Below are 23,629 nucleotides of genomic sequence, written 5' to 3' on the forward strand. Positions count from 1 at the left end.
GAAGGTCCTTTAGGTTTCAGCGAGCATACTGTGCGGGGATTAAAGAAGATGAAATTAAAGACAGGATTATCTCTTTTAATAATGCTGGCTATGGCAGTAGGAAGGATTAAAGAAGGGCAGAAAAATAAAATTCGCAGTTTGGTAAAGGCTGCCTGAGAAAGAGCTGCCTGGAATCAGTAATTTAAAAATTAAAACCAACCTGGAGGGGAGAAGTATGTCTGATTTGCCGGCAAAAAGATAAAACTTTTTTCGGGATGGATAAAAAGAGCCTGGTACCGGCTCATTATATAAAACCTCTGTGCTGAAAAGCTGACTTAACAGATTTAAAAGTGAAAATTGGACCTATCGAAAAAAGCTTAATTTTAAAAAAAGTTGTAATTTTCCTGGCTTTCTGTTATTATAAAATCAAATTATCATATTCACTTAATAAATTTTTATAAAGAAAAAAAGGGCAAACCTATCGCAAGGTAGGGGCGCAAAGCTTAAGGTCTAAAGGTTTAATTCTTTAAGATTGCTGAGCTGCTAGAATATGTATTTTTAATGGTTTCCAGCAATTATTGCTGGAAGTTTTAGTTATTTTGATGAAGAGTGAATGGCTCAAAAAAATTTAAGAATAAATAGTAATAAGCATAAACCGCGGGAAGGAGGCAAATCGGAGTTTTATCAGGACGGTGGGGAAATTTGAAAGCACCTAACTCAACTTTCATTGATCATTTAGGGGGATGAAGAAATAACAGGCAGCAGTTCAATATATTTCAGGAGGGGGAGAGCAATGTTATTCAAAAGCGAGAAGGTAGAAACAGAAGGTTTGAGTTTTTCGGTTAAGTTGATAGCCATATTTTTATTGATCAGCCTCATACCACTGGCCGTGGTGGCCTATTTAAGTTTGCGTAATGCTACCGAGGGTCTGGAAGATTCAGCTTTCGATCAGCTGGAAGCAATTCAGGAAATCAAGGTAGTAGAGATTGAGGATTTTTTCAATGAGAGGCTGGCCGATGTTCGGGTGCTGGCAGATTCTATGAATCCCCGTCAGAGCATAGAAGATCTGGGCGCCTGGTTTGATTTGGAAGGGCTGGACGGAGATAATTATCTTGATCATAGAGAAAGATTTGATGATTATTTTGCCAATTATATTCAACAATATGGTTATTATGATTTGTTTTTGATCCAGCCGGATGGAGATATAGTCTACACGGTGGAAGAGGAAAATGACGTCGGAACCAATTTGATCGACGGCAGATATAGTGATTCCAATTTAGCCGAAGCTTTTGAACAGGGGCAGGATGATGTGGCCATGGTCGATTATGAGATGTACGCTGCTTCTGATGAACCGGCCATGTTTGTGGCAGCTCCCATTGAAGATGATGATGAACTTTTGGGAGTGCTCGCTCTCCAGGTGGATGATGAGGCAATAAATGATATTATGGCAGTAGAAGAAGGCATGGGTGAAACTGGAGAAGTCTATCTGGTGGGTGAGGACAGGCTTATGCGTTCTGATTCTCGCTTTGAAGCAGGCACACTGCTGCAGAGAGAAGTTGATACTACAGCTGTAAGAGAAGCCATGCAGGGTGTGGAGGATCAACAAATCATAGAAGATTACAGAGGTATTAATGTATTGAGCTCTTATGAGCGTTTGGAACTGCCGGGTTTTACCTGGGCTGTTATTGCAGAAATAGATGAAGCTGAAGCTTTTGCCGTGGCGGATAACATGCGGAACACAGTATTCTGGATTGCGGGTATAGCAGCTATACTCATCATAATTGTAGCCTATATATTCGCCCAGAATTTAACCCAGCCTGTTGTCAGATGTGTAAACTTCGCCCAGGAGATTGCCAGAGGTAACTTAGCTTATGATAAACTACAGATCAAAAGAAAAGATGAGTTCGGGGTATTATGCAATTCGCTCAACGGTATGCGGGCGGATTTAAAAGAGACAGTAGGACAGATAGCCAATATAGCAGAAGATCTCTCCTCAAATAGTGAAGAGCTTTCTGCTACCAGTGAGGAGATGTCGGCCTCGGCTCAGGAGGTTACCTCCGCCATAGAGCAGGTAGCATCCGGGGCGGAAGAACAGACCGCTCAGATAAATGAGACTGAGGAGAACGTGAGAGGACTGAGCGAAGAGATACAGACCGTCAATGATCAGGCGGACAATATGGAAGAACAGGCGGATAACGTGCTGGATGAAGTGGATAAGGGCAGCGAAACTGTGGACGCGACCAGCGATAAGATAAATAAGGTAAATACCAATCAGAGAGAGATGGCCCAAAGCGTAAACGAACTGGGTGAGCTCTCCGATGAAATAGGAAATATAGTTGACATGATCAATAACATCTCCGAGCAGACCAATCTTTTGGCCCTCAATGCTGCTATCGAGGCAGCCAGAGCCGGCCAGGCAGGTCAGGGCTTCAGCGTTGTGGCCGATGAGATAAGAGAGCTGGCTGAAGAATCTTCAGAAGCTACTGATGAGATAAATGATCTGATCAAGGAGATTCAGGATAAAGTAGAGACAACCACAGATCGCATGGAAGATACAGAAGAAGTAGTGACAGAAAGCGTGGAAGCCATAGACACCACCGAAGAATATTTTATAGAGATTGAAGGAGCGGTAAATAAACTGGGTGAATTGATTGAGAATGTAGTGGAAAGTGCTGAAGGTATGGCCGCCAACAGCAGCGAGGTCAGCGCTGCCATGGAAGAGATAGCGGCTGTCAGCGAACAGTCTTCCAGCAATGCTCAGGAAGTCTCCGCTTCCAGCGAAGAGCAGGCTGCTTCCACCCAGGAGATAGTAGACGCATCCGAAGAGCTGGCAGAGATGGCTCAGGACCTGGCCGATCAGGCGGATAAATTCGAGCTTTAAAAACGAAACAGTCTCCGCCAGAAACAATACGGTTTAACAAAAAGCTGAATATAATGGGGAATATAATTGCAGGATGGCAGTGGTGTTCTTCACCACTGCCATCCTGTTTTTTGAAAAATTAAATGGAAGTGTAATCATAAAATTAACTAAAGATTCAAAGTGACAGGGCTCCAATAAAATTAATTTCTACTAATCATCCAAAATTCGCAGGTAAATTTAGTTTTATGCAGAAAATAATTATATGATGACTTGATAAGCAATAACGATAACTTATGTCCTTATGTTTTTGGATCTTCTTTTTATCAGTTGATAGATATCGTATATGCATGGCCAAAAAATAGTGTCCCCGGCTCAGGATGTGCCGGGCTGAGCGGGAGCTCAGGGACAAGCTTTTGCGAAGGGAGCGCAATTTTTTAACCTGAAAGCATCCGGAGGCTGGATCCAGTAAGATCTGCCTGATTTATTTTTTGAACCGGTCAGCGTCCATCAGCTACAATAGAAAACTGACAATGCATGATATCGGTAAGGCTTCCATACCCGAGGAGATTCTCTCCCATCACGAGCGCTGGCCTATGGAGTGATAACTGCCGGCAGACTCTATAAAAGTGCAGTGAGCAAAGAGAAGGCCCTAATGGAGATGATGAAAGAAGACTAAATCTTTCAGCAAAGGTGGGAATACAAAATTGGAAGCGAAAGTTAGAAAAGGTCACAGGGAAGCCTGCTTAATACCTGAAGGTTCAATAAACATCAGCAATTCTGAAAGGCTAAAGAGGAAATTCATGGGCGTTGTACATGAAGGTTTTGACAGAATAATTCTGGACTTTAAGAATGTAGATAACATAGACAGCGTCGGTGCAGGCAAGATTCTTTTTTTTAATTCAATTTTGCAGAAAAAAGACGGCAGGCTAATTATTACAAACATAAACTCTGATGAGGTTAAAAAAGCATTTGATTTGATTGAGCTTTCAAATGCCGTCAAAATAAAAGAATAAAAAATACGCTGCGGCAATATCAATGTCGGGAGGATATCATATTATGTCAGAAAAATTTTCTTTCTTTAGAAGATTAACGGTCAAAGCCAAACTTTCCCTGGCTGTTATACTGGTGGTTTTGCTGCTGGCAGCAGGTTTGAGTTTTTATGCCATAAACCAATCCGAGGATATGATATTGGGCCAGGAAGAGGAAGCACTGTACAGTGTGGGGGATTTTGTGGAGGCGAAGATGGAAGATAGGCTGAATGCTGCTCGAACGAGCGTTTTGAGCATAGCTCACAACACCGATATTCAGAGGCTTTTTTCCGAGAGGGATAGAGATGAATTAAGAGATAGGCTTCTGCCCGCCTATGAGCAGATTTCGGATGAAGTGGCCCAGTTTCAACTTCATGAACCTGACTCAACTTCTTTTTTAAGGCTGCATGCACCGGATGAATACGGTGACAGCCTAAGAGATTTTAGAAATACAGTAAATCAGGCCAACGAAAATGAAGAGATAGTCATGGGACTGGAAGAGGGCCGGGGCGGCTTTGGTTTCCGGGTGGTTGTGCCGGTAAGTTACGAAGGCGAGCATCTGGGAACGGTCGAGTATGGCTCCAGCTTCGGTCAGGAGTTTGCCGAGGAGATGCAGGAAGAACTCGGCGGCGATTACTTCATATACATATTTGAAGACGCTGCCGGTGTGGCCTGGGATGCTGTAGAAGAAGGTAGACTTGGGGCCACAGCTGAAGACTTGTGGGAAGTAGAGGATGAACATATTTCCAGGGTGCGGGAAGGAGAAAGAGTTTTTACGCTGGCCGAGGATGAAAATGATCGGATACTGCTTTTGCCTTTCGAGGATTTTCAGGGGCAGGTCAGCGGTTACATCAAAGCCGTCCAGGATAGAGAAGATATTGTGGCTCAGAGTGCTGCCACCACCAGAAAAATGGGTTTGCTGGCGGCTGTAGGCACGCTTTTAGCTGCCGTAATTATATACCTTTTGGTGAGAAAGCAGCTTAAACCCCTGCAGAAGTTTGCCGACCTATTTTCTGATCTAGCGCTCGGTGATCTCACAGCCAGATTCCCTGTCAGGGATATTAACTGTTCGGAAATTATGGAATGCGGTGAAGAAGAATGCCCGGAATTTCAGCAGGAAGGTGTCCTCTGCTGGTTTACTGTGGGCAGTTTTGCCCCTGAATTCGGCGATGAGGTTCACTGTCCTAAAATCAGCTCGGGTGAGTATGAAAGCTGTGAAGAATGCATATGCTACAAAATGGTCAACACCGATGAAATTCAAACCATGGGCTCGTGGTTTAACAAATTGGGTGACACCATGCAGGATATCATAAAAGATGTTAAATCCACCACTGAAAATCTCTCTGCTTCCAGCCAGGAATTGTCCGCCAACAGCGAGGAAATATCCGCCTCGGCCGACGAAGTCAGCACCGCCATTGAGCAGGTAGCTTCCGGTGCGGAGGAGCAGGCAGCCCAGATAGATGAAACCGAGGATCATGTAGATGATCTAAGCCATCGAATCGATACTGTAAATGAAAAAGCCTCTTCTATGGAAATGGAAGCAGATAGAGCCATTAATGAGGTGGACAAAGGCAGTGAAGCTGTGGATGTGACCAGTGATCGCATCGAACAGGTAGAAAAAAATCAGATAGACGCCATGGAGAAAATAGAAGAGCTGGGTGAGCTTTCTGATGAGATCGGCAATATAGTTGCCATGATCAACAATATTGCCGAACAGACCAATCTGCTGGCTTTGAATGCTGCCATTGAAGCAGCCAGAGCAGGTCAGGCCGGCCAGGGATTTAGCGTGGTAGCTGATGAGATACGTGAACTGGCCGAAGAATCCTCAGAAGCCACTGAAGAGATAAATGAGCTGATCAAGGAGATTCAGACAAAGGTTGATAGCACAACAGAGATGATGGATGATTCGGGAGAGGTTGTGAAAGAAAGTGTTTCGGCAGTGGAAACAACCGAGGAAACATATAAGGAAATTGAAGAAGCTGTCTCCAGCGTGGTGAATTTGATAAATGAGGTCGCTGAGAGCGCTGAAAGCATGGCTGATAACAGCAGTAGAGTGAGAGAGGCCATGCGCGAAATAGCAGAAGTGAGCGAAGAATCTTCCAGCAATACCGAAGAAGTAGCCGCTTCCAGCCAGGAACAGAGTGCTTCTACCCAGGAACTCACAAAACTGTCAGAAGATCTGGCTGAGATGGCCCAGGAGCTGTCAAACAGGGTTGATCATTTCAAAGTATGAAATCTTAAGATCTTAAGACAGAAAAAGTCTTCAGGATAGCACAGGAATTAAAAAGACTTATTTAAACGAAGGTATACAGGAGGGGGTCGGTAGGTTGAGAGTTCAACCTACCGACCCCCTCCATTTTTCTCCCTTTTTCCTGCTGTACTGGCTAGAAATATTAGCCTCGAAAAGATGTTAACAGCCGGTCTTGTCCGGATATTCGGATTGTGATAAAATTCTTAGTATCAAATTTATAGGGGGAGCTGAAAAAAGATGACAGAAGAGATGGAGGGATTAGAACCTGAAATGATCAAAGATTCCAGTATATCTTTCAGGGGAAAGCTGGGGGAGTATACCACAAGAATTGACAGGAATGGTCATCAGCTGGTGTATAAGCTCGATGAATCCAGAGATGATCCCGGCCAAAAACAGCTCGATGTTCGTCAGCGCTTTAAGAACTGCAGTGAGAGACTGACTGCTCTGGAGAAAAGCGATATAATAAGCTGGAAAAATAGAGTGGCGGGTAAAGCAAATACCTATCAGGGGCTTTTTGTACAGCTGGCTCAAAGAGCTTATTACCGGGAAAATAGCAGTTTTAATTTGATCAGGGGTGTGAAAGTTTTAGATAAAAAACCTGACAGTGTAAATTTTATTTTTACATTTGACGTGCCGGGAGATTTTATTGTTCTCCACAGAAAAAAGAGGGAAGGCAGCTGGAAAAATGATAATTTTATTCTGTCCGATATAACTGCAGATAAAGGGACTTTCAGCCTGATAAAATTAACACCGGAAACAGAGTATATGGTGCGGATTATTCAGCCCCGTACTCCCATACAAACCCGGGAAGAAAGAAACCTTGGTATTGTGGGTAATCAGCCCGTTCCCACTCATATAATGGGGGAGAGCGGAGATTACTGTTTTCAAACTGCTGTTTGAGATCATACCATGATGAATAAAGAAAATTTAATTTCGTAAAGATGGCTGCCGGGAGAAAACCCCGGAAGGTTGACATATGTTCAATTAGTTATTATAATTATATGTGGATAAAATCTTCACCATTATTATGTTTTGGATAATTTCATTGCTTCTGAGATAAAATGCGTATATATATTTTCACTTCAATTTCCGCTCTTCTGCGAGCGGAATTTTTTACGTCTTCGCTCGGTCTTTTCTCCGGGATGGCCATCCAAATTTTTCATCCATAAAAAGAGAAAATATCTTCATGCTATCGTGCGAATATGAATATAGAGACAAAAAATATCTGAAGGAGGGAATGGTCTATGGAGTTTCAACCTTTTGTAGTTGGTATTTTTCATCTGGGAATATTATCTTTCTTTTTAATACTTGGTAAAATTATCCGGGTTAAACTAGGAGGGTGTTGAAAAACCCCCCCATGATTTCCAGGCAAATATCGTCACAATTCTTATCATAATAACTAGGGTTTACCAGATACTTCAGTATTTGCTTCTGCCTTCTGCGGCCATAGGTGGATTGATAGCTATGGCGGTAAGCCCCCTTCGTTTAGATACTTCAGTATTTGCTTCTGCCTTCTGCGGCCATAGGTGGATTGATAGCTATGGCGGTAAGCCCCTATACGCTGGGGGGGATTATCGACTTTCCTGAGCTGATAGTACAGATATATGATAACTTTCAGGAGATATCAATATTTCTGCTGAATTTCGTTTTCGCAGGTATGTTTATCGGCAGAAAGATACCCAGCTTGAAAAAGTCCTTTAAAGAAGCGGGCCCGCAAATTTTGCTGGGACAGATGCTCTCCTGGGGGCAGATTCTTATGCCTTCACTGCTGGTAGCCTTTTTGCTCTCCCGCTTTTACGACCTGCCGGAAGCCTTTGGCACCCTGGTAGCTGTAGGCTTTGATGGGGGAGCTACTGTTGCCGTAGGATACACTTCAACCTTTCAGGAGCTGGGCTGGTATCCGGAAGGAATTCAGCTGGCCATAGCTGCCGGAGTTGTCGGCGTACTGGGAGGTTGCATGATCGGTGTAAGCCTGATCAACTGGCTGGTCCGCAGAGGATATATTCAGGAGGCAGATGATCCCAATGACCTGCCGGACAATGTTAGAAGGGGGCTTCTCGATGAGGAAAATTTTGAGAGAGCCGGCACTATTACCGTAGTACCTCAATCTGTCGAACCTATAGCTCTGCACCTCTGTCTATTCGGTATGGCTATGCTGGGAGGCTGGGTATTTGTCTCGCTGCTGGAAACTCTGCCGGGCTTTTTGGGCACCTTCTTCAGCTTCGCTCCGCTGTTCCCTTTTGCCATGATAAGCGGTATGATTCTGCAGATTCTGCTGAATAAGTTCAATTACGGTTACCTGGTGGACAGAGGCCTGGCCGAAAGACTCTCCGGCCTGGGGCTGGAGTTCTGCATACTGTCTGTTTTTGGCTCGCTCAACCTGCCTTTGATTCTTCAGTCCTCGATACCGCTGGGAGTTATCATAATTTCCGGTATCGTCTGGAGTCTGGCCACCGCAATTTATGTGGCGCCCCGCATAATGCCCGATCACTGGGCGGAGAGAATGCTGGTTGATTACGGGCAGTCCATGGGCAACGTTCCCGTAGGTATGATGCTTTTGAGAGTTGTAGATCCTCAGTTCAAAACTCCTGCTCTGGAAACATTCTCTTACAAGCACACTTTTCACGCTCCGGTATTTTTCAGCATTCTGGCCTTTTTACCCATACTGGCCAGTATGGTCGGCATCGAGGTGGTGGCTTTGATAAGCTTTGTTGCCATAGTGCTGTGTTATCTGCTGGCCAGATTGCTGGGTTATTGGCAAAGCTCGGAAAAACTTAAAGACGTGCTGGAAAATAAATAGAGCCAGAGGTGAGAATGACTCGCTCCTTGATTTTAACCCGGGGTTGTGATAAGTTAAAAAAAATTGATAATGGTTTACCTTTAGAAGCTATATCGTCTATCATCGGTCATACGTGAGGTGTTTTAAACTGGATATAGAGAAGATCAGGTCCCGGCTGCAGAACAGATCGCCTGAACCTCTGGGAATAAAGGAGAGTTATTCAGTTTTGCTTCCTCTTGTCCATCTAGAAGGGGAATGGCAGATACTTTTTCAGGTCAGGTCAAAGAAAATTTCTACGCAGCCGGGTGAAGTTTCTCTGCCGGGGGGAGGGATTGAGCCCGGGGAAAACGCCCGCGGGGCTGCCCTCAGGGAAACCCGGGAGGAGCTGGGCCTGAAGAGAGATAAAATCGATATGCTGGGAGAGCTGGATTATCTGATCACTCCCTATAATCTGATAATTTATGCTTTTCTGGGCAGAATTAGAGTGAGATCTCTGTCAGAACTCGATTATAATACTGCTGAAGTCGGCGATATCTTTGCTGTGCCGGTGGAATATTTCCGTGATAATCCTCCCGAAGAATATCAGATCAGAGTTGAGAGCGAACCAACAGGAGATTTTCCCTATGAATTGATCCCGGGCGGAAAAGATTATGACTGGCGCCAGGGAAATTATTCCGTATATTTTTACAGTTACGAAGAGTTTGTAATCTGGGGGTTTACCGCCCGCCTTATCAGGGCTTTTCTGAAGCTTAAATACTGGAAGCAGTGATAATATGGTATTATTGACGGCTGAGGGATACAGTAAAATTAAAAATGTGACAATCTGCGGAAAGAATTTGCCGGAATTTTTGCCGGGACGGTCTGCGGCAGGATTGATAGGCTTCTTTACGATTTTTATGCTGGTTGTGATTATGCTTCCGGGAAGTTTGGCTGCGGCAGAAGAGATAACCCTTTTACGCACGGCCGAACGGGAGACAGGCGAGCTGGCCTTGCTCGATTATCGGGAGGAGGTGCATTATCTCTGGCCCGGCGATATGCTCGGCGGCTACGAGCTTGTTGAAGTCAAAGAAGACCATATCACTCTGCAGAGTGCGGACAGACACTACAGACTTTTTGAGGATAAAAGTCTGCCCCGGGCGAAATCAGTGCTGGAAAAAAGATTTTACGGTCAATCGACGTATTTTGCCATCGATTTAATCGCAAGAGAAAATCTCGAACCCGGCGACAGGGGTAGAGAGGTTGTTTTTCTGCAGCACATTCTCTATCAGACCGATTTTTTAGATTCACATCCCGGAGGATATTTTGACGGGGAGACGGAAGCAGCCGTAAAAGAATTTCAGGAAGAATTTGATCTGGAAGGCGAAGGAAAGGTAACCGCTTCCACCTGGGCCCGCCTTAAGCTCAGCGATATACCCGGATTGAGCGGCAGCAGGCCGGGACTTAAACCCGAGGTTAAACCGATAGAGATTTCCAGCGATGAGGAAGTGCCCGAGGGTGAAATTGCTGCCCCTGCCCTAAAGGAGTTTGATACTGTTTCGGAAGAAGAATTTGAGCTTTTTACCAGGATTATTAACGGAGAAGCCCGGGGCGAACCCTTCCAGGGTAAAGTGGCCGTGGGAGCTGTGGTGGTTAATCGGGTTAACAGTTCCCGCTTTCCCCGCACAATAACTCAGGTCATCTACGATCAGGCTCAATTCTCTCCCATTCAGGATGGGTCTTACCGGCTGCCTCCTTCTCAGGAATCCCGGGAGGCCGCCCGGGAAGCTATCAAGGGCAGCGATCCCACCGACGAAGCTCTTTATTTTTATAATCCCAGGATAGCAACTGATTACGACTGGGTTGAAAATAAAGAGAGGGTAACAACTATAGGCGGACACGAGTTTCTGCGCTGAAGCTGACTTTGTCCGCGCTTTTTCTATCGTTTTTTAGTTAGCAGGGAAATTTCCTCTGACGAAATCAGCCTGCCCAGCAGATAGGCGAGGGGGATTGTTATGGCCACGCTGGCGCCCCCCTGCAGCAGATCACCGGGAATGCCGCCTAAAGCCGCTTCAAAACCGACCATAAAACCTCCAGCTACAAAGTAGCCGAAAACCATCCAGAGGGCAGCCAGTGACAATCCCAGAATGACCCGGGGGACAGGCTTTTTATGCCTGTGAAAGATCCGATGGCCTATTCTCCCGGCGATATAGCCTTCCATCCCCTTGACGACGAGCGTCCAGGGGGCCCAAAAAGCGTATCCCAGCAGGATATCGGCCATAGCTGAACCTATAGCTCCGGCTGCGAGCCCTCCCCAGGGCCCTAAAAGCAAAGCGGCGGCAAATATCATTGTATCGCCGATGTTGATATATCCCTGAGTTCCGATCATCGGTATGGTTATAGCCATGGTGGCCATCGCCGTCAGGGCTATAAAAATTCCGTAGAGGGTGATCTTCTGTATTCCCTCGTTCGGCATTTAAATCTCTCCCTCCCGGGCTTCGTATATTTGTGTGCCAGTTTTTCCCTTTAAAGCGGCATCCGCATTTTCCAGAGATGTTATCAGCGATTTTTTATTCGGGCCGCTTTCAGCAAATTCTACAGCTGCTTTGACTTTCGGCAGCATGCTTCCCTCGGCGAAATGGCCTTCATCTGCATATCTTTTGGCTTCCTCCGTGGTCATTTCATCGAGCCATTTTTCTTCTTCGGTGCCAAAATTTAAAGCCACTTTTTCCACTTCGGTCAGTATTATCAGGTAGTCGGCCTCGAGTTCTTCCGCCAGTTTTTCGCTGGCATGATCTTTATCTATTACAGCCGGCACTCCTGCCAGTCCATTTTCTTTTCGAACCACGGGAATTCCACCGCCTCCACAGGCTATCACTATTTTGCCGGAGGCCACAAGCTCTCTGATCATGTCCTTTTCTGCTATGTCGACGGGAAGAGGGCTGGGAACCACCCGACGATAGCCGCGGCCGGAGTCTTCGACCATACTGTAACCTTTTTCCTTTTCGAGCCTGTCGGCTTCTTCCCGGCTGTAAAATGCTCCTATAGGTTTTGTGGGCGAGTCAAAGGCCGGATCGTCTTCGTCCACAATCACCTGGGTTATAAGCGAAGCGACATTGGTATCAATATTTTCCTCGCGCAGCTTTTGCTGTATGGCATTCTGAAGGTGATAGCCAATATAACCCTGACTCATCGCTCCGCATTCCGGAAAGGGCATGGAAGCGACATCTTCTTCCGTGCGGGATGATGATTCAAAGGCGAGATTGATCATACCCACCTGAGGGCCGTTGCCGTGAGCCAGTACGATTTCGTGACCTTTTTTGATCAACTGTACAATTTTTTCAGCTGTGGATTTAACAGCCGCCTGCTGTTCTTCCGGGGTTTCTCCCAGGGCGTTACCTCCCAGTGCAACTACCATTCTTGCCATCTTTAAAAGACCTCCCTGTTTTTAAAAATAATCGATTTTATTTTCGATCTTGAGTTGAGCTGTCGAAATCAGCATTCAGGACTCGAATTTTAGATAGAATGAATTGATAGTGTGCATCATAAGTATTATAACTACAAAGGTAGTTAGGTAAAATTATATAATTGACAGTCTGCAGCTGTCAAGTGGTCAATCATGATGAAAATATCGTTTCAGGCGAAGGAGTTGTGTTAAAAGTGTAGAATTGCTTAATGAGAAACGCTTAATTAATCTCTTTTAATTTTTTAAGTAACACTTAATATTATTATAGCTCATCTGTCTGCAGAATTAAACCCCGCCGAATATGAGCTGAAAATAAGGATTTTAATCTGCTGCTTGAACTTATTTTTGATATTGTTATCCACATATGGTAATATGTCTGCTGCCGGCCGGTTTAATTAATAATACAGGCCTGGGGAAGGAGGTTTGCTTATCATGGTTGAAGAAATCGAAAATGAACTCACCGAGCAATTTTTTGCAGCCGTGCTTTCTCTGGAAAATATGGATGAGTGCTATCAGTTTTTTCGGGATAATGCCACTGTCAGCGAGGTAAGATCGCTGGCCCGCAGGCTGGAAGTAGCCCGCCTTCTCAATGAAGGATCTACTTATGATGAAATCGTGGAGGAAACAGGTGTCAGCAGTGCCACGGTGGGGAGAGTAAAGAAAGTTCTGGAATATGGTGAGGGAGGGCTGGAAAAGGCTATCGACAGACTATAAATATCGCTCCGATGGTAATTTAGGCAATTTAACTCTGGATTTTGAATTCAGCTGAGATACAGTGTCAGCAGGGAGGTATGTTTTTTGAACCTCATTATAGCAGAAAATTATGGTGAAATGAGCCAGAAGGCCGCCGGTATTATTGAAGGCATGATAAATTTCAATCCGCGGACTTTGCTGGGGCTGCCGACCGGCAGCACTCCTATAGGCATGTATGACAGGCTGATTGAAGCTTATAGACAGGGAAGAGTCAGTTTTTCTGAGGTCACGACCTTTAATCTGGATGAATACGCGGGCATTCCGGCCGATCATCAGGGCAGTTTGCGCACCTATATGGAAAACAATTTTTTTCAGGGAGTCGATCTTCTGCCCGAAAACAGGCATATTCCAGAGGGAGACAGCGATGATTTGGAGGAGGAATGTCAGAGATACGAAGATAAGATTACCAGGGCCGGCGGAATCGACCTGCAGATTCTGGGCATCGGTGCCAACGGTCATATAGCTTTCAATGAGCCCGGGGAGGAATTTCCTCTTAAAACCGGAGTGGTCGAGTTAAGCGAGCATACCCGCAGAGTTAACCGCAGTAATTTTTTTGATGAGGAAAAGATGCCCCGGAAGGCTATCACCATGGGGCTGGGAACTATACTATCAGCAGAGAAAATTCTGCTCATGGCCAACGGGGAATCGAAAGCCAGAGCTGTTGAACTGATGCTTGAGGAAAAAATTCGCACCGGGATCCCTGCTTCCTTCCTGCATTTACACGATAATGTTACTGTTATTCTGGATCGAGAAGCAGCCAAAAATATTTAATATAATTCACAGGAGTTGAGTTAGGTGTCACAGGTTTCATCGTCTATACTGGAATCCTTCAAGGGTTATAAATACAGACTTTTATTTCTGCTCGCCGGTGGTTATCTGGTTTCCAATTTGAACATACAGGGTATTCAGGCTTTGATGCCGTTCATCCAGTCAGAATTTGGCATCAGCAGAACTATGGCAGGTCTTTACACCACGGTTCTCTTTACAGCAGCAACGATGATAGCCATCTTCAGCGGCAACCTGGTCGATAAAATTGGAGCCCGGCGGGGGGTTTTGATAGGAATATTCAGCATCGGCCTTTTAATTTTGGTTCACGTCCCGGCTCCCTTTTATGGATTTTTGCTGATTCTGGCTTTTCCGATGGGGATCGGTTTTAGCATAATCACCCCCTCGATAAATAAGGCTTTGATGTTAAAGGTCAGAGCTGAGAAGAGAGCCGTATCGATGGGCATTATGCATTCAGGTGGAGGCATAGGCGGGGTCGCAGGTGCCTCCCTTTTGCCGATTTTGGCCAGCAATTTTTCCTGGAGGGTTTCCCTCCTCTTTTCGGGAACTGTGGCATTGCTGGTGGGGATGGTTGTATTCAAATATCTCGACATGGGAGATGACAGTCCGGCCGAAGATGAAACTGCTGCAGGAGGAGGATTGTTCGTAAATATAAGGGGAATCATCTCCAATAAAGGCCTGATAATAACCTGTTTGCTGGGTTTTTCCTTCGGCCTTACTTTTGGAGCTGTTCCCGCTCATTATACTCTTTTTCTAACTCTGGATCTTGATTATACTGCCGTTGTCGCCGGGCTGGCTCTGGGACTAATGCAGTTTGGAGGACTGTTCGGCAGAATTTTCTGGGGCTGGATAAGCGATAATCTTCTGCAGGGAAACCGCCCCCGAACTTTTATGATGATGGTTTTTTCAACCGCCTCCCTGATGTTATTCAATGCTTTTGCCGGCAGTATACTGAAAAGCTATACCGCCGTAGTGATGATTTCTTCGCTGCTATTGGGTGCTACGGTGGTAGGCTGGTCAGGAATTTTCTTTACGGTGATCGGGGAAAAAGCCGGACCCGATAAAGTCGGCCTGGCCTCGGGGGTTTCGCTGGTTTTTGCCCGCACCGGCATTGTGATAGGGCCGCCTCTTTTTGGGATGCTGGGAGATTATTTCGACCATTATCATTTTAGCTGGTTTTTATTCGCTATGCTGGTATCTTCCATAGGCATGACCTATTATATTTTCAACAAAAGACTGGCAGACGTGTGAAGTAATTATCGGACTGGAGGACTGCAAAGTGAAACTGGATCTGCGCACAATGACTTTAACTGCATTTTCGGCTGCTCTTGGTTTTGTACTTATGATGTTTGAATTTGCGCTGCCTTTTTTTCCGCCCTTTCTCAGGCTGGATTTCAGCGATCTACCCGCCCTTTTGCTGGGCTTTATGCTGGGACCGGCTGCCGGCCTTATGGTTGTGGGATTTAGAAATCTGCTCCATCTGACCATCACTGCCACCATGGGCGTGGGAGAGCTGGCCAACTTTTTAATAAGCGGCAGTTTTGTGCTGACAGCCAGCCTTTTATATTCTCGCTGGCGAAAAGCCCCTCTGGTCTTAGGAGTCGGAGGCTTTGTCATGGTCGGAGCCGCTGTTGTGGTGAATTTGTATATAATTATTCCTCTTTATGAGGCAGTGCTCGAACTGCCGCTGGAAGAGACTGTTCAAACAGCCGGCGAGATCAATCCTGCTGTAGATGATTTAAAGACTTACCTGCTGCTGGTCATAGCTCCCTTTAATGTGATCAAAGCGACGGCGGTATCGGCGATTTTTCTGCCGGTATATAAAAGAGTTCAGCGCATCTCAATGTTCGATAAGTGGGTTGTAAAATAACTCGACAAAATAATGATAAAGGAGGAATTAACATGAGTGGTGCAGATTTTACAGTTGCCAATCTGACAGATGAGGAGATGGAAAAGCTCAAAAGCCTGGAGGAGGAATTTTCAGGAGATAGGGACCGAAAAATCGCTCTTGTAGCCTACGAAAGCGAAGAAGAATTTTCTCTGGCCGATCTTTCGCCGGAGGATGAAGAATATATTCGCAGGATAGAGGAAGAGATAGCGGATAAAAGAGGCGGCGATGTTGCCCTCATAGTTTATGAGAGCAGTTCTTGATAGGCTGAGAATAATCTCAAAAGTTTCCCTTTGAAGGTTAAAGAATCTCCGGGAGCAATTATTTCAGCAAAAAACAGAGTGAATTTTATCGGCATGAGAGAAGACGGGCAGGCTTTCTAAAGAAGAGCATTAATTAGAAGAGCATTAATTTTGATTTCAATTCCGGATTTTCAGATTATAATAATGAGTGGGCCTGCCCACACTTCCATATTCCCGGCTGACTTTTACTTTTTTTTCTTCTTCCAGAAATTTCAGATATCGCTGAACGGTAACCCGGGCCAGCTCAGAAGCCTCCGCTATCTGACGGGCTGTGACTCCGTCCTCGCTTTCTTTCATGAAATTTTCGATGCGTTCGAGTGTGCGGCTGCTCAAGCCTTTCGGCAGTTTTCTGATAAATCGATTCTTATCATCCTCTTCTTTCTGGTCCCGTGAATGCGGTTTTTTGTTTTCTTCGTCTGTTTTTTCGACATCGTTAGCTCCAATATCGCCATTAATCAATCTATCCACGTCACTCTGTTTGAGGTCCGAATCTTCGGTCAGCTTATATTTCATTTTTTTGTATTTTTGCAGACTCTTTTTCAGCCTGCTGCGAGAAAAAGGTTTGATGATGTAATCAACCGCCCCCAGCTTCAGGGCTTCATCGATGACTTCGGAATTTTTGGCCGCGCTCACGATTATGACATCTATCTCGTTTTTATTATCCTCTCTGATCTGCCTGAGGAGATCTAAACCATTCTGGCTGGGCAGATATATATCCAGGAGAATCAGATCCGCCGAAGCAAGATCAAAATCTTCCCGGGAAAAAGATTGGCTGTTTACATTTATTTCTTCGACAACTTCGAATCCCGACACCTCTTCGGTATAATTCTTGTGTATATAAGAGACCATGGGATCATCTTCAATAATTATGACTTTGATAGTATCCGGCACCTGTCATATCACCCCGTATGATTATTTTTTGGGCAATTTCACAATGAACTCCGCGCCTTCTTCTGGAATAGAACTTACTTCGATAGACCCGGAGTGTATCTCCACATTCTCCTTCACCAGCTTCAAACCGATCCCCTCACCATCTTCTTTGCTGGAAAATCCCCTGAAAAAAATCAAATCCTGATTTTCCCGGGAGATGCCGACACCGTTGTCCTTCACCCGGAGTTTGATTTCATCCTGCTGATCGAAGATTTCCAGGTAGATCTTACCTTTCTGGCCTTCGTCTTTGAGGATACTGTCGAATGCATTCTCGATCAGATTTCCGATTATGGTCAGAAGGCTATTTTTTAGTTCTGTGTTCAAAGACTCACTCAAGCTGCTGTTTTTATTAATATCAAAAATTATATTGAGCTCCTGCGCTTTGCTGTGTTTGCGGAGCAAAAGCCCCGCTATTTCATCTTCCCTGACATTATGCAGCAAAAACCTGGTTATTTTGCTGCAGGTGCTGGAAGCGCTGGTTATAAACTCCTGAACTTTTTCGTATTCTTCCAGCTGAATTAATCCGTGGATTGTATGGAGCTTGTTGTTGAATTCGTGATTTTGACTCCGCAGAGCCTCTATAAATTTTTTTGTTCCTGCCAGCTTACGGGCCAGCTTTTTTTCCTTGCTCTTTTTGCTGAAGCAGGCGACAGCTCCGATTATCTCCTCTTCGATACGTATAGGTATGGTGCTGACAAGCAATCTGGTGTTGTTTATAATCCTCTCGCGATTGAAATTTGTATTTCCCTCTTCGAGCGCTGCAGAAAGCCCAACATCGGTATCAAAAACCCTGTCAAGTCGGATGCCGTCTTCGATATTATCCAGAGCAAGTATATCTCTGGCTGCCCTGTTGCAGGAGGTAATGGTCCGGTCTTTATCCACCGCAACTATTCCATCATTGAGTGTATTCAAAATCGCATTTCTTTCTTCCAGCTTTTTGGCAATCTCATCTGGTTCGAGCCCAAAAAGACTGGCTTTGATATTGTTGCCCAGATAGATAGCTCCGGACGTACCTATCACCAATCCCAGAAAAAGAATAGCGCCCAGGCTGAGCAGGCTTTCAAATATTTCCTCTTGAGTCTGCGTTTCCAGCCTGCCGACCGAAACAGCTCCTACCTGCTTTTCTTCTCCATTTTCTTCACGATAGATCGGCACAAAAGCTCTTCGTGATTGTCCTAAAGTTCCCTCGGCAGAAGAAACATATCTTTCTCCCTCTGCCAGAACCCTTCTTTCATCTCCCCCCACAAAAGGGTCCCCGATTCTGGCCTCGATGGGATGAGAATATCTTATTCCCTCCATATCCATAACTACAATAAAATTGGCTTTGCTTTCCTTTCTTATATCCTCCACCTGTGATTGAATGAATTCTCTGCCTTCATCCATGCCAATATTTCGAGATATTCCCGGTCTGGTAGCAATAGAAGCCGCCAGGTCGAGAGTATACTGTTCTATATGCTCAATTTCATTTCTGTAAATCTGATTTATTGCCACAAACCCCACTACCAGAAGAATCAAGACCACCAGCAGGGTCACCAGGATTATAATTTTGGTATTGAGCTTGGGGGACCAGTCCAGGTTCATTTCCACAATCTCTCCTGAATAGCGATGATTTTTATATGATGAACTAAAGCGAACAAAAGGTTTATTTCATCGAGCACTAAAATTATAGCATTCACGATTAACAAAATCAACAAAAAGAAATAAATGAGCAATATGAACAAAATATTAACGTTATAACCGCTTTGCTTTATACTTATAGGCGCATGATGAAAGAGCAAGCACAGTATTTTATATTTTTAGACGAAAAAATATAAAAAAATGTTTTGAGTCTCATCGCCGCCGGCAGTCGAATCTATTTTTTTTGGCAATCATGTTATATTTTTCATTTATCAATGTGCATTATTTAAAACTAATTTCAGAAAGTTTGGGTGATGTGGAATATGAAATACAGTTTTTATCCGGGCTGCACACTAAAGTCAAAAGCTCAAAAGCTGGAAAAATCTGCTCTGGCTGCGGCTGAAGAACTGGGAATTGAGCTGCGAGAGCTCGATGAATGGCAGTGCTGTGGCGGTGTTTACCCTCTGGCCGGGGATGAGCTAATAACAAAACTGGCGGCTGTTAGGGGGCTGGTTTCCGCCCGTGAGAGAGGAGAAAAGCTGGTGACACTCTGCACCGCCTGTCACCATGTTTTAAAACGGGTCAACCACGCTCTGGCAGAAGACGGAGAAAAAAGGAAAACTGTCAACGATTATCTCGAGCTTTCACAACCCTACGAAGGCGAAACAGAAGTCATTCATTACCTGGAACTGCTGGCTGAAGAAATCGGCTTTTCCGAACTGGAAAACATGATAGGCTCCGGCCTTGGTGGGCGCAAAATCGCTGCTCATTACGGCTGTATGCTGTTAAGACCGGCTGAAATTATGGAATTTGATGATCCTGAAAACCCGGAGATTTTGGAAAAATTTATCGAGGCTCTAGGAGGGCAGGCGGTAAGCCTCAGTCGCAGCAATGAATGCTGCGGCGGCTATCATGCCCTGCAGAATGAAGAGCTTACTTCAGAAATGAGCTCGGAAATTTTAAGATCGGCCAAAAATCAGGGGGCTGAAGAAATAGTTACAGCCTGCCCGCTCTGCAAATATAACTTTACTCAGGCGATGAACGAAGAGGATAAAAACAGTTTACAGGCGGTCTACATCTGCGAAATTCTGGAAGAGGCGCTGGGGATAACTTCCCGTGTTAGCCTATAGGGGGTAACAAAGCTGTGGATAGAGATAGAATTGATCTGGAGGAAAACAGCGGGGACCGACAGGATCTGCTGAGAAGAATTAGCGGAGAAGATTTTGTGGATTGTATACAGTGCGGCAAATGCTCGGCGGGCTGTCCGGCCAGCGGCACCATGGATTTACTGCCTCATGAAGTGATAAGAAATATACAGCTGGGCAGAAGCTGCAGAATTATGGAAAGCGAAACGATCTGGAACTGTGCCTCATGTTTTACCTGCGGGGAGCGATGTCCCCGGGAGGTAGATGCATCTCGCATTATAGAGGCCTGCCGTATGCTTTTGATCAGAACCTCAGATCTGGAAGAAGAACGCATTGATTTAAATTTACTGCCCGATAAATTCGATGAAGAAATTCCTCAACAGGCACTGGTAAGCTTATTTAGAAAATACGTAAAATAATTATCGTGGTTGGGTGCCTGCAAAACAATTTTCTGGCAGCAGTCTGTAAAAGCTGTTAGGCCAGAGATGGCAAGGAGTGATAGTTTTGGCAAGAATAGGTGTTTTTATATGCTGGTGTGGAGCCAATATAGCTGATTCGGTCGACATCGACCGCGCTGTAAGAGCAGCTGATGATATGGAAGGGGTCGTTCTGGCTCGCGATTATGAATATATGTGTTCCGATCAGGGACAGCAGTTAATAGCTGATGCCATAGAGGAGCATAATCTGGAAAGGGTGGTAGTAGCTTCCTGTTCTCCCCGCATGCACGAGGAGACTTTCAGGGCAGTTGCCGAAGAGGCGGGCTTAAATCCCTATCTCGTGGAGATTGCCAATATCAGGGAGCATTGTTCCTGGGTTCATGATGAGAGTGATGAAGCCACTGACAAAGCGATAAGCCTGATAAAGGCAGCGGTGGCCCGGGCTGATCTGGGAGAGAAGCTTTATCCGGATGAAATAGGAATGACGCGAAGAGCTTTGATAATTGGAGGAGGAATTGCAGGAATTCAGGCTGCTCTCGACATAGCAGAAGCTGGCTATAAAGTGGATATTGTTGAACGTTCGCCCAGCATAGGCGGCAGGATGGCTATGCTGGAGAAGACCTTTCCCACTCTCGATTGTTCTGCCTGCATTCTGACCCCTAAAATGGTGGAGGCATCTTCTCATGAAAATATTGAGCTTTTGACCTACAGCGAAGTCGAAGATGTTAGCGGTTATATAGGAAACTTTAAAGTTGACGTAAAACGGCGGGCGAGAAGCGTTGCAGAAGAAGACTGTAATGGCTGCGGCAGCTGTCTGCAAAAATGTCCCGTGGATGATATACCGCATGAGTTTGATGGAGGTCTGGGAACCCGATCGGCCATTTATACTCCTTATCCGCAGGCGGTGCCGGGTACACCGGTTATAGATAGGGAAAACTGTCAGAAGTTTGCCGATGGCAGCTGCGGCATCTGTCAGCAGATTTGCCCGGTCGATGCAGTTGAATATGAGCAGAAGGACAAAATTGAAACCAGAGAATACGGGGCGGTATTGGTGGCCACCGGTTATGATCTTATAGATCTCGATGATTTTGGAGAGTATCAGTATCAGAATAGCTCGGATGTTGTGACCTCGCTGGAGTTTGAGAGATTGATAAATCCTTCGGGGCCAACAGAGGGGAAACTCAAGCGGCTTTCGAACGGTGAGACTCCAGAAAAAATCGTTTTCGTTCAGTGTGTGGGTTCTCGGGATGAGACCGAGCGCGGAAATTCTCATTGTTCTAAAGTTTGCTGTATGTATACTGCCAAGCACGCGATGCTGGTGAAAGAAAAATATCCTGATGCGGAGGCTTATGTTTTCTATATTGATATCAGAACCGCCGGCAAAGATTTTGACGAATTTCACAGACGGGCAGTAGAGGAGTACGGGGTGAAATATATAAAAGGACAGGTTGGAAAAGTATTTCCGGAAGGAGAAAAGCTGCAGGTCAGAGGGGTGGATTCCCTGAGCGGTGAAACCATCGAGATAGACGCTGATATGGTGGTGCTGGTTGCAGGCATGATTAACAACGGGGAAAGCGGTTCTCTCACTCAAAAACTCGGAATCAACACAGGCAGCAGCGGTTTTTATAGCGAAGCTCATTCCAAGCTGCGGCCGGTTGAGACAGAAGTGGCCGGCGTTTATCTGGCCGGGGCCTGCCAGGGGCCAAAAGATATTCCGGAAACTGTGGCCCAGGCCAGCGGTGCAGCTGCCAAAATTCAGGGGCTTTTCAGCAATGATAAGCTGGCCAGCGATCCTGTGGTGGCCGAGGTGGATAAATCGCGCTGCAGTGGCTGCTTTTTCTGTGCGGAAATGTGTCCCTATGATGCCATAGACAAAGAGGATATATGTAAAGACTGGAGGGGCGAAGAACTAACCAGAACTGTCGCGGAAGTGAATGAAGCCCTCTGTCAGGGCTGCGGCGGCTGTACTGCCTCCTGTCGATCGGAAGCGATTGATCTTAAAGGATATAAAAACGAAGGGATTGCTGCGGAGGTAGATGCTATATGTCAGTGAAAACCGGAAGCGATCAAAACAAAAAGAGTACTTGTGATGATTTTGAACCGCAGATAGTTGCCTTTTGCTGCAAATGGTGCAGTTATGCCGGGGCTGATCTGGCCGGAACGAGCCGGCTTAAATATCCCTCCAATATCAGGATAATCAAAGTTCCCTGTTCCTGTCGGGTAAAACCGGAATTCATTTTAAGAGCGTTTCAGCGGGGGTCGGATGGGGTTATTGTGGCCGGCTGTCACCCCGGAGATTGTCATTATATGACGGGTAATTATTACACTCGCCGCAGGCTTTCCCTGCTGAGAAACCAGCTGGATTTCGCCGGTATAAATCCGGAAAGATTCGAGCTGAAGTGGATATCAGCTTCGGAGGGCCGAAGGTTTGCCCGGGTTATGTCAGACTTTACCGAAAAAGTAAGTGATCTCGGTAAAAACAGAAAGTTGAGGGATTTTAGATGGAAAAATTGACGGCTGCTCTGCGCAAAAAAGCCAAAAAAGCCCTGCAAAGTGGAGAGGTGGATGCTGTCATAGGCTGGAAGAAGGGAGTTTTTTCCTGGCAGTCACCACCAAAAATATTCGAGAATTCAAAAGAACTGGATGAGCTTATCGTTGATGAGTTCTGTGCGACCAATTTGAGTAAATATCTAACCCGAGAATTTCTGCAGAATAAGAAAGTGGGTATTCCTCTCAGAGGTTGTGATTCTCTGGCCTTCAATCAGCTCTCTCAGGATGGCCAGATCGACAGAGAAAAACTCCTGCTTTGGGGTATCTCCTGTTCCGGAATTTTGGATCCTCAAAAGCTGAAAAAGCAGGGTTTGAGATCGGATTTTCAAAAGGCAGCAGACTCTGAAAACCTGCTTCTGAGTAAATGTCAGAGGTGCCCTCAGCAGAAGCCTTTGGGCTGTGATGAAATGCTGTGCGGTGAAGAGGATTTCGACGGTGAAGATAAGGACGAGGAAGGATTCGAAGATGTAGAAGAGCTGGAGGAATGGAGCCGGGAAAAACGCTATAATTTCTGGCAGGAACAGCTTTCCAGCTGTATAAAATGTTTTGCCTGTAGAAATGTCTGTCCGGCCTGCAGCTGCCTGGAATGTATTTTTGACGATCCGGATTCGCCTCACCTCAGCAAAGCCAAGCATCCCAGCGATGATATGTTCTTTCACCTGCTGAGAAGCTATCATGTGGCCGGGAGATGTGTGGACTGTGGTGAATGTGAGAGAGTCTGTCCTGCGAATATCCCTCTGCAGCTTCTCAACCGCAAGCTTACCAGGGATATAAATGTGCTCTTCGGCAGTCACCGGGCGGGAGTCGATGAAGATAAACCGTCTCCACTTTTGAGCTTTGAAACCGACGACAGCGTTAGCTTTGAACCAGAGGAGGATTGAC

General features: G+C 45.6%; 21 protein-coding genes, 1 pseudogene and 1 riboswitch. Of the genes and pseudogenes, 18 read left to right on the forward strand and 4 right to left on the reverse strand.

The window, feature by feature from the left end:
• From BLT15_RS13815 to BLT15_RS05500, 8 genes and pseudogenes are all read left to right on the forward strand, one after another.
• A pseudogene (locus BLT15_RS13815) lies at window positions 1-156 on the forward strand (DDE transposase); the annotation flags it as partial.
• Window positions 157-440: 284 nt separating this feature from the next.
• Window positions 441-527: riboswitch (cyclic di-GMP riboswitch) on the forward strand.
• 245 nt (window positions 528-772) lie between these two features.
• Window positions 773-2,860 carry a methyl-accepting chemotaxis protein gene (locus tag BLT15_RS05470; protein WP_089759474.1) on the forward strand — a complete coding sequence of 696 codons (2,088 nt, stop codon included), beginning with the start codon at window positions 773-775 and terminating at the stop codon, window positions 2,858-2,860.
• A 683-nt stretch (window positions 2,861-3,543) separates the two neighbouring features.
• Window positions 3,544-3,852, forward strand: a complete 309-nt coding sequence (locus BLT15_RS05475; RefSeq protein WP_089759476.1) for an STAS domain-containing protein — start codon at window positions 3,544-3,546, stop codon at window positions 3,850-3,852.
• A gap of 43 nt (window positions 3,853-3,895) precedes the next feature.
• Window positions 3,896-6,100 carry a methyl-accepting chemotaxis protein gene (locus tag BLT15_RS05480; RefSeq protein ID WP_159429832.1) on the forward strand — a complete coding sequence of 735 codons (2,205 nt, stop codon included), beginning with the start codon at window positions 3,896-3,898 and terminating at the stop codon, window positions 6,098-6,100.
• Between the two features lie 255 nt (window positions 6,101-6,355).
• A complete protein-coding gene (locus tag BLT15_RS05485; RefSeq protein ID WP_089759480.1) occupies window positions 6,356-7,018 on the forward strand; it encodes a hypothetical protein in 663 nt (220 codons plus the stop codon).
• Window positions 7,019-7,619: 601 nt separating this feature from the next.
• Window positions 7,620-8,918, forward strand: coding sequence for a sodium/glutamate symporter (locus tag BLT15_RS05490; protein WP_143423024.1), 1,299 nt, complete (start codon window positions 7,620-7,622; stop codon window positions 8,916-8,918).
• A gap of 112 nt (window positions 8,919-9,030) precedes the next feature.
• Window positions 9,031-9,666 (forward strand): NUDIX hydrolase, encoded by a 636-nt coding sequence (locus BLT15_RS05495; protein ID WP_159429833.1) that lies wholly within the window; start codon window positions 9,031-9,033, stop codon window positions 9,664-9,666.
• 46 nt (window positions 9,667-9,712) lie between these two features.
• A complete protein-coding gene (locus tag BLT15_RS05500) occupies window positions 9,713-10,789 on the forward strand; it encodes a cell wall hydrolase (RefSeq protein WP_234985519.1) in 1,077 nt (358 codons plus the stop codon).
• A 23-nt stretch (window positions 10,790-10,812) separates the two neighbouring features.
• Here the strand turns inward: BLT15_RS05500 and BLT15_RS05505 are convergent, their stop codons facing one another.
• Together BLT15_RS05505 and arcC are read right to left on the reverse strand one after the other, a co-directional pair.
• A complete protein-coding gene (locus tag BLT15_RS05505; protein ID WP_089759488.1) occupies window positions 10,813-11,349 on the reverse strand; it encodes an ECF transporter S component in 537 nt (178 codons plus the stop codon).
• Complete coding sequence (gene arcC, locus BLT15_RS05510) at window positions 11,350-12,300, reverse strand: carbamate kinase (protein WP_089759491.1); 951 nt, start codon at window positions 12,298-12,300, stop codon at window positions 11,350-11,352.
• A 471-nt stretch (window positions 12,301-12,771) separates the two neighbouring features.
• Between arcC and BLT15_RS05515 the strand changes: the two genes are divergently transcribed.
• From BLT15_RS05515 to BLT15_RS05535, 5 genes are all read left to right on the forward strand, one after another.
• Complete coding sequence (locus BLT15_RS05515; RefSeq protein WP_200769700.1) at window positions 12,772-13,053, forward strand: YerC/YecD family TrpR-related protein; 282 nt, start codon at window positions 12,772-12,774, stop codon at window positions 13,051-13,053.
• Between the two features lie 84 nt (window positions 13,054-13,137).
• The gene (nagB, locus tag BLT15_RS05520) at window positions 13,138-13,863 is read left to right on the forward strand and encodes a glucosamine-6-phosphate deaminase (RefSeq protein ID WP_089759494.1); all 726 of its coding nucleotides are present in this window, start codon (window positions 13,138-13,140) and stop codon (window positions 13,861-13,863) included.
• Window positions 13,864-13,887: 24 nt separating this feature from the next.
• Entirely contained in the window at window positions 13,888-15,129 is a 1,242-nt protein-coding gene (locus BLT15_RS05525; RefSeq protein ID WP_089759497.1) for an MFS transporter, read from the forward strand.
• 28 nt (window positions 15,130-15,157) lie between these two features.
• On the forward strand, window positions 15,158-15,748 hold the full coding sequence (locus tag BLT15_RS05530; RefSeq protein WP_089759499.1) for an ECF transporter S component: 591 nt from the start codon (window positions 15,158-15,160) through the stop codon (window positions 15,746-15,748).
• 32 nt (window positions 15,749-15,780) lie between these two features.
• Window positions 15,781-16,029 carry a hypothetical protein gene (locus BLT15_RS05535; RefSeq protein WP_089759500.1) on the forward strand — a complete coding sequence of 83 codons (249 nt, stop codon included), beginning with the start codon at window positions 15,781-15,783 and terminating at the stop codon, window positions 16,027-16,029.
• A 156-nt stretch (window positions 16,030-16,185) separates the two neighbouring features.
• On the opposite strand, the gene BLT15_RS05540 is transcribed toward BLT15_RS05535, so the two are convergent.
• Entirely contained in the window at window positions 16,186-16,959 is a 774-nt protein-coding gene (locus BLT15_RS05540; protein ID WP_089759502.1) for a response regulator, read from the reverse strand.
• Between the two features lie 21 nt (window positions 16,960-16,980).
• Window positions 16,981-18,579 (reverse strand): ATP-binding protein, encoded by a 1,599-nt coding sequence (locus BLT15_RS05545; protein WP_089759504.1) that lies wholly within the window; start codon window positions 18,577-18,579, stop codon window positions 16,981-16,983.
• Window positions 18,580-18,938: 359 nt separating this feature from the next.
• Between BLT15_RS05545 and BLT15_RS05550 the strand changes: the two genes are divergently transcribed.
• The 5 genes from BLT15_RS05550 (at window position 18,939) to BLT15_RS05570 (ending at window position 23,628) form a co-directional block, all read left to right on the forward strand.
• A complete protein-coding gene (locus BLT15_RS05550) occupies window positions 18,939-19,745 on the forward strand; it encodes a CoB--CoM heterodisulfide reductase iron-sulfur subunit B family protein (protein WP_089759506.1) in 807 nt (268 codons plus the stop codon).
• A gap of 14 nt (window positions 19,746-19,759) precedes the next feature.
• Window positions 19,760-20,179 (forward strand): 4Fe-4S dicluster domain-containing protein, encoded by a 420-nt coding sequence (locus BLT15_RS05555; protein WP_089759508.1) that lies wholly within the window; start codon window positions 19,760-19,762, stop codon window positions 20,177-20,179.
• 85 nt (window positions 20,180-20,264) lie between these two features.
• Complete coding sequence (locus BLT15_RS05560; protein ID WP_089759510.1) at window positions 20,265-22,250, forward strand: CoB--CoM heterodisulfide reductase iron-sulfur subunit A family protein; 1,986 nt, start codon at window positions 20,265-20,267, stop codon at window positions 22,248-22,250.
• On the forward strand, window positions 22,241-22,711 hold the full coding sequence (locus BLT15_RS05565; protein ID WP_089759513.1) for a hydrogenase iron-sulfur subunit: 471 nt from the start codon (window positions 22,241-22,243) through the stop codon (window positions 22,709-22,711). Before BLT15_RS05560 ends, BLT15_RS05565 begins: the two co-directional genes overlap by 10 nt.
• The gene (locus BLT15_RS05570) at window positions 22,699-23,628 is read left to right on the forward strand and encodes a 4Fe-4S dicluster domain-containing protein (protein WP_089759515.1); all 930 of its coding nucleotides are present in this window, start codon (window positions 22,699-22,701) and stop codon (window positions 23,626-23,628) included. Before BLT15_RS05565 ends, BLT15_RS05570 begins: the two co-directional genes overlap by 13 nt.
• Window position 23,629 lies beyond the last annotated feature (1 nt).

The sequence above is a fragment of the Halarsenatibacter silvermanii genome (genome assembly GCF_900103135.1).
In the GTDB taxonomy this organism is placed as follows: Bacteria; Bacillota; Halanaerobiia; order Halanaerobiales; family Halarsenatibacteraceae; genus Halarsenatibacter; species Halarsenatibacter silvermanii.

Coding starts and splice junctions, on each gene's coding strand:
- BLT15_RS05470 (WP_089759474.1), top strand. CDS start 773: ATGTTATTCAAAAGCGAGAAGGTAGAAACAGAAGGTTTGAGTTTTTCG.
- BLT15_RS05485 (WP_089759480.1), top strand. CDS start 6,356: ATGACAGAAGAGATGGAGGGATTAGAACCTGAAATGATCAAAGATTCC.
- BLT15_RS05570 (WP_089759515.1), top strand. CDS start 22,699: ATGGAAAAATTGACGGCTGCTCTGCGCAAAAAAGCCAAAAAAGCCCTG.
- arcC (WP_089759491.1), bottom strand. CDS start 12,300: ATGGCAAGAATGGTAGTTGCACTGGGAGGTAACGCCCTGGGAGAAACC.
- BLT15_RS05480 (WP_159429832.1), top strand. CDS start 3,896: ATGTCAGAAAAATTTTCTTTCTTTAGAAGATTAACGGTCAAAGCCAAA.
- BLT15_RS05535 (WP_089759500.1), top strand. CDS start 15,781: ATGAGTGGTGCAGATTTTACAGTTGCCAATCTGACAGATGAGGAGATG.
- BLT15_RS05515 (WP_200769700.1), top strand. CDS start 12,772: ATGGTTGAAGAAATCGAAAATGAACTCACCGAGCAATTTTTTGCAGCC.
- BLT15_RS05565 (WP_089759513.1), top strand. CDS start 22,241: ATGTCAGTGAAAACCGGAAGCGATCAAAACAAAAAGAGTACTTGTGAT.
- BLT15_RS05505 (WP_089759488.1), bottom strand. CDS start 11,349: ATGCCGAACGAGGGAATACAGAAGATCACCCTCTACGGAATTTTTATA.
- BLT15_RS05545 (WP_089759504.1), bottom strand. CDS start 18,579: ATGAACCTGGACTGGTCCCCCAAGCTCAATACCAAAATTATAATCCTG.
- BLT15_RS05550 (WP_089759506.1), top strand. CDS start 18,939: ATGAAATACAGTTTTTATCCGGGCTGCACACTAAAGTCAAAAGCTCAA.